Here is a 6,439-nt window from a genome sequence, read left to right on the forward strand (position 1 = left end):
TTTTCAGGGGCGCGGGGAACGGCGCAATCTTTGAGGCGCGGCGGGTGACGGAGGGCGGGTTGGTCGTTTTTAGGGGCGCGGGGAACTGCGCAGTCTGTGAGGCGCGGTGGGCGGCGGCGGGTGGCCGGCCCGTCGGGGGTGTGGGGGCGGAGCCCCCGCGGGGAGCGCCCCTGAGGGCGGAAGAATCACCACCGTTTCTCTTGCAATCGTGAGGCGCTCGCGCCTCAATAGACGCCAGCTCTTCCGGCGGACCGTCAGATCCGCGTCGGCAGCCAGTCGTCGGCGAAGCGCCCGTCGGCCGTCCCCACACGGCAATTCCCGTACTAGGGAAGGGAAACCAATGATCAGTAAGCGACTCGGAATCGGTGCGGCGTTAGCCGCCGGCACCCTCGCCGCCGGCCTCGCGCTCGCCCCGGGTGCCGCGGCCGTGGTACCCCAGACCGCCACGATCGTCGCGGACTGCGGTATCTACGGCGGTGGTGAGGCCACCCTCACGGCCACCCAGAGCGGCACCGCCGCCACCCTCACCGTCAGCTCCTCCGAGATCACCACCCCGCTCGCGCTCTCCGCGGACTCGGTCTCCTCCACCCTCACCCTGGCGAAGGCGGGTGGCGGCACGACCGTCTTCGCCGGCACCGAGAACCCCGCGATCCCCGCCGGTGGCGGCGTCACGGTCGGCCCGCTGCCCGGTACCGTCGCGGCGGGCGACAGCCTGGAGGCCTTCGGCGGCTCCCTGAAGATGACGGTCTTCGGGATCACCATCACCTGTACGGCGGACGGGCCGCAGTCGCCCGGTCCGTTCGTGTTCGAGTGAGCGCCGGAACGTAGGCGCGTCAGGCGCACAGTCCCCCCACGGGCAGTGGCCCGGTACGGACCGGTGCCGCCCTGCGCGCGGCGGCACCGGTCCGTCCGCCGATCCGACGTCAACTCGCGGACGTATATGGCAAGTTGACAGAAGCTGATGGCCCATCAGTTGGTGCTTCAGGGTTCCATTGACTTCTCACACAACCCGCACATCAATGACCTCCTGTCGGCGCACAGCGCCCACATCCACAGGAGGGGCACCCATGGGTTCAGGAACCCGAAGACGCCGCCGCTGGGCGGCACTTCTCGGAACGGCCGCACTCGCGGTCACCGCGGGAGGCGCGTTCGCCTGCCCCGCGAACGCGGATCCGCAGCAGGTCGACTTCGCCACGCACTGCGTCCCGCCGCCCATCGCGGGCATCCCGCCGATCGACGGCACCACCAGCGCCAAGATCACCGTCGACAACGCGGCGCCCAAGGTGGGTGACACGGTCACCGTCACGTACACGGTGGTCAAGCCCGCCGCGAGCAACCCCGTCGACATCGCGCTGCCCGCCGACATCATGACGCCCACCGGCAAGGTGACCCTGGGCGGCGCGCAGAGCGGTGACCTCACGGTCGCGGGCCCGAAGAAGAACGACCCCGTCCCGGGCAAGGGCGCCTTCCCGTCGTTCTCGATGACCGGCACCTTCACGGTCACCGCGCCCGGCTCGATCACCCTGTCGCCCGGCGACTACAACATCCACACCAGCTATCTCCTGGAGCTGGACACCCCGTGCACGGTCATCACCCCGCCCGCCCCCGTCTCCGAGACGATCACCGCGACCGGTGGCGGCCAGACCAACAACCGTGCCATCAGCCTCGGTACGGCCTCCGGGAAACCCGGTGACAGCGTGACCGTCACGGGGTCGAACTTCGCCCCGGGCGCGGCCGTCACCCTCGCCGGACGGGCCGGCGCCGCCGAGACGGCCGACAAGGCGACCGTCACCGCGAACGCCCAGGGTTCCTTCAGCGGCAGCCTGGCCGTCAGCGACAAGGCGACCACCGGAGTGGTGGCGTACGAGGGAAGTGCCTGGAGCGACGACAAGGGCGCGGGTCCCGCCGCCTACGTCGTCATCGACGACACGCCTCTGCCCGCCAACAGCCAGAAGGTCAACTCCTCGGTCAAGGCGGGGACGTTGTCCATGACCCAGGCCGGCGACACCGTCGAACTCGCGGCGGTCGACTACGGCAAGGGCGGCTTCTCCCGCGGCTCCCTGCAGACGGTGACCGTCAAGGACTTCCGCGGCGGACCCGCGGGCTGGTCCCTGACCGGCAAGGTCACCGACTTCACCGGCCCCGCGGGCGCGAAGATCGACGCCGCCAAGCTGGGCTGGACCCCGGTCTGCCTCACCAAGACCGGCAGCCCCAGCACCTGCCAGGCCGGTTCGCCCGGTGCGGTCGGCAGTGCGGGAGCGACGCTCGCGTCCACCCCCAACGGCACGCTCACCGGTGGTGAGTTCACCGTCGACGCCCGGCTCTCGCTGAACGTTCCGGCGTTCGCCCCGCCCGGCGCGTACTCCGGCGTGCTGACGCTCACGCTCACCTAGAGCCGACGGTACGCCGGAAGCCGACCGATCGACGGAGGTTGGGCGCGCACCCGCCCGGCCTCCTCCTCCGTCCCACCCGCCCCGGGGGTCCGCACCCATGCGCAAGTCGTTCTGCTCCATCCTCCTGCTGCTTCTGGCCGTGGCGGTGACCGGCGGGACACCCGCGCGCGCCGCCGACAACGGCAGCTGGTCCGTCTTCCCCGTCGCGTCGGAACTCGCCTCGCGGCCGTACTTCCTTCTCTCCGCCGACCCCGGCACGACCATCGAGGACGAGGTCGCCGTCACCAACAGGACCGGGGGCCCGCTGACGTTCCGGCTCTACGCGGCCGACGCGTACAACACCGCGCGGGACGGCGGATTCGCCGTGCGGACCGTCAAGGAGAGACAGCGGGGCGTCGGCGCCTGGGCGAAGCCCGCCAAGGACCGGGTGACCGTTCCCGCGCACGGCAAGGTCACCGTGCCGTTCACGCTGAAGGTGCCCGAGTCGGCCGAACCCGGCGATCACCCGGGTGCCCTGGTCGCCCTGGACGAGCGGATCGACGCGGGGGAGGGCGCGGTCGAGGTCGGGGTTCAGCGGGCCGTCGGCGCCCGGATCTATCTGCGGGTGGGCGGGCCGACCGTTGCCGCCGTCGCCGTGGAGAAGGTCCGCATCAGCCACCACCAGCCCCTGTTCCCCGGCGCGGGCGACAGCACGGCCACCGTCTCGTACACCCTCCACAACACCGGCAACGTCACCCTGGACCCCAAGGTGCGGCTGACGGCGGAAGGGCTCTTCGGCCGTACGCTGCTCTCCCGCGACCTGGCCGGGATCCCCTCCGAGCTGCTGCCCGGCCAGCGGGTGCGGCTCAGCGCGAAGTGGCGCGGCGCGCCCCAGTTCGACTGGGGTGATGTGACGTTGACGGCCAGCGCGCGTGACACCCGCGAGTCGGCGAGCACGTCGTTCTTCGCCCTGCCGTGGCTGCTCGCGGTGGTGCTGGGAGCGGGCATCGCGGCAGCCGTGGTGGTGATCAGGGTCAGAGGGAGGGGCAGGAACGGGCGCAGGGGCGAGAAGGGGAGTGAGGGCGGGATCAGAGGGCGTCCGGGCCGCGCTCGCCCGTCCGTACCCGGACCACCGTCTCCACCGGAACCGCCCACACCTTTCCGTCGCCGATCTTCCCCGTCCGCGCGGCCTTCACGATCGCCTCGATGACGGGCTCGGCGTCCGCGTCCCCGACGACGACCTCGATACGGACCTTCGGGACGAGGTCGACGCGGTACTCGGCGCCGCGGTACACCTCGGTGTGGCCGCGCTGACGCCCGTACCCGCTGGCCTCCGTGACGGTCAGCCCGTGTACGCCGATCTCCTGCAGAGCGGTCTTCACCTCGTCGAGGCGGTGCGGCTTGATGATCGCGGTGATGAGCTTCATGCCTGGGGCCCGGCCTTCTGCGCGGTGGAGGAAACAGAGGAGGAGACCGGGGCGCCATGGCCCAGGACTCCGTGATCGTAAGCGGTCTCGGCGTGCACCGTAAGGTCCAGACCGGTCTGCTCGTGCTCCTCGTCGGCCCGCAGTCCGACGACCCGGTCGATCAGTTTGGCGATGCCGTACGTGACGGCGAAGGCGTACGCGCCGACGGCCAGGATCGCCACCAGCTGCCTGCCGAGCTGCCCGAACCCGCCGCCGTACAGCAGACCCTCGGCCCCGCCGGTCATGGTCTCCGTGGCGAAGACGCCGATGAGCAGGGTGCCGATGACACCGCCGACCAGGTGCACGCCGACCACGTCCAGCGAGTCGTCGTAGTCGAACCTGAACTTCCAGGCCACGGCGTACGAGCAGACGACACCGGCGGCCAGGCCGATGACCAGCGCGCCGAGCAGCGAGACCGAACCGCAGGACGGGGTGATGGCGACCAGGCCCGCGACCGCGCCGGACGCCGAGCCCAGGGTGGTGGGGTGGCCGTCGCGGCGTTGCTCCACGAAGAGCCAGCCGAGCAGCCCGGTGCATCCCGCGGCCAGGGTGTTGAGGAAGGCGGCGGCAGCGAGACCGTTCGCGCCGAGCGCCGAACCCGCGTTGAAGCCGAACCAGCCGAACCACAGCAGACCCGCGCCGAGCATCACCATCGGCAGGTTGTGCGGGCGCATCGCGTCCTTCTTGAAACCGAGCCGCGGGCCCAGGACCAGGCACAACGCCAGTCCGGACGCCCCCGACGTGATCTCGACGGGCAGTCCGCCCGCGAAGTCCAAGGCGCCCAGGTCCGCCAGGATCCAGCCGCCCGGACCCCACACCCAGTGGGCGACCGGAACGTATACGAGCAGTGCCCACAGCGGGACGAACACCAGCCACGCCCCGAACTTCGCGCGGTCCGCGACCGCGCCGCTGACCAGCGCGGCCGTGATGATCGCGAAGGTCAGCTGGAAGGTGGCGAAGAGGAGGGTCGGGACCGTGCCCTGCACGCTGTCCGGGCCGAGGCCCGCCATGCCCGCGTGCTCCAGGCCGCCGATGAGCGCGCCGATTCCGGAGCCGGCGTGGTCGTCGCCGAACACGAGCGAGTAGCCGACGGCCAGCCACACGACCGTGACCAGCGCGATCGACACGAAGCTCATCATCAGCATGTTCAGGACGCTCTTCGTACGGACCATGCCGCCGTAGAAGAGGGCCAGGCCCGGGGTCATGAGCAGGACGAGCGCGGTGGCGGCGAGCAGCCAGGCGGTGTCACCGGTGTCGAGGGACGCGGCGACGGTCGTGGCGGGTCCGGCGGCCAGGGGCACGGGGTCTCCAACAGATGGGGGCTGGTGGGTGCTGGCTGGTGGGGGCTCGTCAGAGGGTCACGGTTCCGCGTTTCCGGTCGCGTACAGGTGTGTTTCCGTCACGTTTCGTGTTGCGCGGGGGTTTCCGGAAGCTCACGGCGGGCCCGGCCGGCCGTCGATCGGCGGTGAGGGCCGGAATCCTGGTACGGCGGGGCCCCGACGATCAGGGACAATGGGCGCCATGAGCGTTCGTACCCAGTCATCCGAGCCGCCGGAATCCTCGGGGGCACCCCACCGCGCCGGCTTCGCCTGCTTCGTGGGCCGCCCCAACGCGGGCAAGTCCACCCTCACGAATGCTCTGGTCGGCCAGAAGGTGGCGATCACCGCGAACCAGCCGCAGACCACGCGGCACACGGTACGCGGCATCGTGCACCGGGCCGACGCCCAGTTGATCCTTGTGGACACCCCCGGGCTGCACAAACCGCGCACGCTCCTCGGCGAGCGGCTCAACGACGTCGTCCGCACGACGTGGGCCGAGGTCGACGTGATCGGGTTCTGCCTGCCCGCCAACGAGAAGCTCGGCCCCGGCGACCGCTTCATCGCGAAGGAACTGGCGTCCATCAAGAAGACGCCGAAGATCGCGATCGTCACGAAGACCGACCTCGTCGACAGCAAGACCCTCGCCGAGCAGCTCATCGCCATCGACCAGCTCGGCAAGGAGCTCGGCTTCGAGTGGGCCGAGATCGTGCCGGTGTCGGCGGTCGCCGACCAGCAGGTCGGCCTGCTCGCCGACCTGCTCGTGCCGCTGCTGCCGGAGGGCCCCGCGCTCTACCCCGAGGGCGACCTCACCGACGAGCCCGAGCAGGTCATGGTCGCCGAGCTGATCCGCGAGGCTGCGCTGGAGGGGGTGCGGGACGAGCTGCCGCACTCCATCGCCGTCGTCGTCGAGGAGATGCTGCCGCGGGAGGACCGGCCGGCCGACAAGCCGTTGCTCGACATCCACGCGTTCGTCTACATCGAGCGGCCCAGCCAGAAGGGGATCATCATCGGTCCCAAGGGGAAGCGGCTGAAGGAAGTGGGGATCAAGTCGCGCAAGCAGATCGAGGCGTTGTTGGGTACGCCCGTCTTCCTCGACCTGCATGTGAAGGTCGCGAAGGACTGGCAGAGGGACCCTCGTCAGCTCCGCAAGCTGGGTTTCTGACGGCGTTCTCTTTCCCCAGCCCCGCCCCTTCCCGAAACTGGGGGCTGCGCCCCCAGGCCCCCGTATCGCGCTTCGCTCTCGTCCTCAAACGCCGGACGGGCTGAAAGACATCTTTCAGCC

General features: G+C 70.6%; 5 protein-coding genes and 1 pseudogene. 4 read left to right on the forward strand and 2 right to left on the reverse strand.

What is annotated here, in order from left to right; translation table 11 throughout:
- Positions 1-340 precede the first annotated feature (340 nt).
- The 3 genes and pseudogenes from ACFVH5_RS43600 to ACFVH5_RS43610 form a co-directional block, all read left to right on the forward strand.
- Positions 341-814, forward strand: coding sequence for a hypothetical protein (locus ACFVH5_RS43600; RefSeq protein ID WP_385839246.1), 474 nt, complete (start codon positions 341-343; stop codon positions 812-814).
- A gap of 253 nt (positions 815-1,067) precedes the next feature.
- Positions 1,068-2,393 carry a beta-xylosidase gene (locus tag ACFVH5_RS43605; protein ID WP_384814767.1) on the forward strand — a complete coding sequence of 442 codons (1,326 nt, stop codon included), beginning with the start codon at positions 1,068-1,070 and terminating at the stop codon, positions 2,391-2,393.
- Positions 2,394-2,490: 97 nt separating this feature from the next.
- Positions 2,491-3,564, forward strand: a pseudogene (locus tag ACFVH5_RS43610) (WxL protein peptidoglycan domain-containing protein); the annotation flags it as partial.
- Here ACFVH5_RS43610 and ACFVH5_RS43615 read toward each other — a convergent pair.
- Together ACFVH5_RS43615 and ACFVH5_RS43620 are read right to left on the reverse strand one after the other, a co-directional pair.
- Entirely contained in the window at positions 3,461-3,799 is a 339-nt protein-coding gene (locus ACFVH5_RS43615) for a P-II family nitrogen regulator (protein WP_385839247.1), read from the reverse strand. The pseudogene ACFVH5_RS43610 and the gene ACFVH5_RS43615 sit on opposite strands and share 104 nt — an antisense overlap.
- Positions 3,796-5,139, reverse strand: coding sequence for an ammonium transporter (locus tag ACFVH5_RS43620; RefSeq protein ID WP_385839248.1), 1,344 nt, complete (start codon positions 5,137-5,139; stop codon positions 3,796-3,798). Before ACFVH5_RS43620 ends, ACFVH5_RS43615 begins: the two co-directional genes overlap by 4 nt.
- A 220-nt stretch (positions 5,140-5,359) precedes the next feature.
- Between ACFVH5_RS43620 and era the strand changes: the two genes are divergently transcribed.
- Positions 5,360-6,319 carry a GTPase Era gene (era, locus tag ACFVH5_RS43625; protein ID WP_384814760.1) on the forward strand — a complete coding sequence of 320 codons (960 nt, stop codon included), beginning with the start codon at positions 5,360-5,362 and terminating at the stop codon, positions 6,317-6,319.
- The last annotated feature ends 120 nt before the right edge of the window (positions 6,320-6,439 follow it).

Origin of the sequence: Streptomyces sp. NPDC127119, assembly GCF_042677425.1 — a bacterium.
Lineage (GTDB): Bacteria > Actinomycetota > Actinomycetes > Streptomycetales > Streptomycetaceae > Streptomyces.